The organism is Micromonospora sp. NPDC049580 (assembly GCF_040675595.1).
In the GTDB taxonomy this organism is placed as follows: domain Bacteria; phylum Actinomycetota; class Actinomycetes; order Mycobacteriales; family Micromonosporaceae; genus Micromonospora.
Genome location: NZ_JBFAPG010000708.1, coordinates 1 through 2,236, shown reverse-complemented (window position 1 = coordinate 2,236; position 2,236 = coordinate 1). Strand labels below are relative to the sequence as shown.

General features: G+C 74.2%; 3 protein-coding genes. All 3 read right to left on the bottom strand.

The window, feature by feature from the left end:
* Window positions 1–16 precede the first annotated feature (16 nt).
* Window positions 17–1,447: a class I SAM-dependent methyltransferase gene (locus AB0J68_RS31255; protein WP_354862870.1), complete on the bottom strand. Its 1,431-nt coding sequence runs from the start codon at window positions 1,445–1,447 to the stop codon at window positions 17–19.
* A 14-nt stretch (window positions 1,448–1,461) separates the two neighbouring features.
* Entirely contained in the window at window positions 1,462–1,611 is a 150-nt protein-coding gene (locus tag AB0J68_RS31250; protein ID WP_007459587.1) for a hypothetical protein, read from the bottom strand.
* 283 nt (window positions 1,612–1,894) lie between these two features.
* A partial coding sequence (locus tag AB0J68_RS31245) for a GtrA family protein (protein ID WP_363942377.1) occupies window positions 1,895–2,236 on the bottom strand: 342 nt, incomplete at its 5' end.

The following is a 2,236-nucleotide window of genomic DNA, read 5'->3' as shown; positions in this document are numbered from 1 at the left end:
GTCGGCGACTGCCGGTTCAGCCACCCATCACCGCCCGGTAGAGCGTGCGGGTGCCCGAGGGCAGTTCCAGTCGGTCGGTGATCCGGCCCCGGGCCGCGAGGAGCCGTTCGAAGGTGTCGCGCCGGTAGTCCGGGAAGAGGCCGTCGGGCTTGTTGGCCAGCAGCCGAGTGGCCATCGGGTCGTCCGGGTGGATGAACTCCACCACCACGGTGCCGCCGGGCGCGCTCAGCCCGGCCAGCCAGTCGACGACCTCCGGCAGCGGCACGTTGCGGCCGATCGCCAGGTGGTGCACCAGGGCCAGGGCGAGCACGACGTCCGCCGACGCCCGCTGCGCGAAGCCGGCGCGCTCGACGCCGCGCCAGCCGCCACCGGGCGACGGGTCGGCCAGGTCGACAACCAGCGGCAGGATCCGTTGCTGGCCCTCGGAGCGCAGCGCCCGGTACAGCTCGTCGACCACGGCCGGGTCCTGCTCGACGGCGACCACGTAGTCGGCGTGCCCGGCGGCCAGTCGGGCGTACCGGCCGTCGTTGGCGCCCAGGTCGAGCACCAGGCGCGGGCGGGCGGCGGCGGCCACCGCGGTGACCACGAACTGCTCCTTGGCGACCCGGTCGCGGGCCGAGTAGCCGCAGGTGCGCTGGTAGTCCGACCAGTGGCTGCGCGACGGACGGTGCTCCAGCCGGCGGACGAGCTTCTCGATGCCGCGTACGGTGGCCGCCTGCAGGTCCCGGGAGTAGCCGGCGGCGCGCAGTTGGGCCTTGACGTCGCTGGTGCTGGCGTCGGCGTTGCGTTGCTGCATGGCGCCGTGCAGGTGCAGGTGGGCCAGGACGCCGGGGCGCAGCCGGCGGGCGCCGCCGAAGAGGGGGCGCAGCTGGTCGGCCTCGATGCCGTCGACCTGGGCGCGCAGCCAGGGCTGGAAGTCCACGCCCAGGTGGGCGGTGAGCAGCAGCGGGTAGAGCACGGTCTGGCAGAACTGCCGGTAGCCCGCCCACGGCTCCCCGTCGCGCAGCGGCTCGAAGGAGCCGATGTCGATGAAGACCGGCTTCGCGCCGCGCCACTGCAGGTTGTAGGCGGAGCCGTCCTTGGTGGTGAAGCCGTTGGCGAGGGCGGTACGCAGGATCTCCAGGTGCAGCAGCGCGGCGTCGCGCAGCATGCCGAAGGACCACTCGTACGGGTGGGAGACGAACGGGATGCGCTCGTGGCGCAGCACCGCCGCCCACGGGGTGCCGGCCGCGGCGGGCACCAGCGCCGGCGGGGCGTCCTCGGTGGCGCAGACCTTGCCCGCCGAGACGAGCGTGGGAAAGAACGGGCTGGCCGCGAGGGTCCGCCAGTGCTCGGCGGCCTGGGCGTCGAGCCCGCGCAGCACCTCGTCGCCGACGTGGAACACCCGGTTGGCGGGGTCGCGGAAGGAGGCGGGCTCGGGGCGTACCCCGGTGGGTGAGGTCGTCATCGTCGCGGCGACCGCTACCGCTGGTCGGTGGGCTGCCGACGGAACCGGTCGACCAGCCGTCGCCAGTAGAGCTTGGCGGCGACCGCGGCGCCGGCCACCCCGCCGACGACGGCCTGCACGATCAGGCTGCCGGATCCCGCGTCCAGGTAGGCCAGATGGATCACCGACCGCTCCTTCCCCTCGCCCGTCTCGACACCGGCGTCCCGGGGAGGCAGCGGTGAGGCTTTTAACCCAGAAAGCCGGACTTGTCCATCACCGTACGCTGCTCGTCTGCGCCGTCGCGGCGACATCGGAGGACTCCCAGCCCGGCCACAGGAAGCGGCCCTCGTCGGTACGCTGCGAAGCTGCGCTGGACACCCGAACGCCGACGAGGACCCCGACGGGCGCCACGTGCGACGCGTCGTCGAGGTCCTCGCGGACGTGCTGGGCGGCTGACCGGCGGCTGTCTCAGCCCCGCCGGTGGTGCATGCCGAGGCGCAGCAGCACGAAGCGCAGCACGGTCGCGGCCAGGTTCGCGGCCACCAGGACGGCCAGCTCCACCGGCCGGGCGGGCACGGCGACGAGAGCGTGCAGCACCGCCAGCGCCCCGCTGGTCAGCGCCAGGCCGAGCGCGAACGCCAGCAGCCCCTGCGCGTGGTGGCGACCGGCGTGCCGGCTGCCGGTGATGCCGAACGTCAGCCGCCGGTTCGCGGCCGTGTTCGCCACCGCCGTCACCAGCAGGGCCAGCAGGTTCGCCGGCTGCGCCCCGAGCGCACCCCGGGTGGCCACGAAGAGCAGCAGGTACGCCAG

Coding starts and splice junctions, on each gene's coding strand:
- AB0J68_RS31255 (WP_354862870.1), bottom strand. CDS start 1,447: ATGACGACCTCACCCACCGGGGTACGCCCCGAGCCCGCCTCCTTCCGC.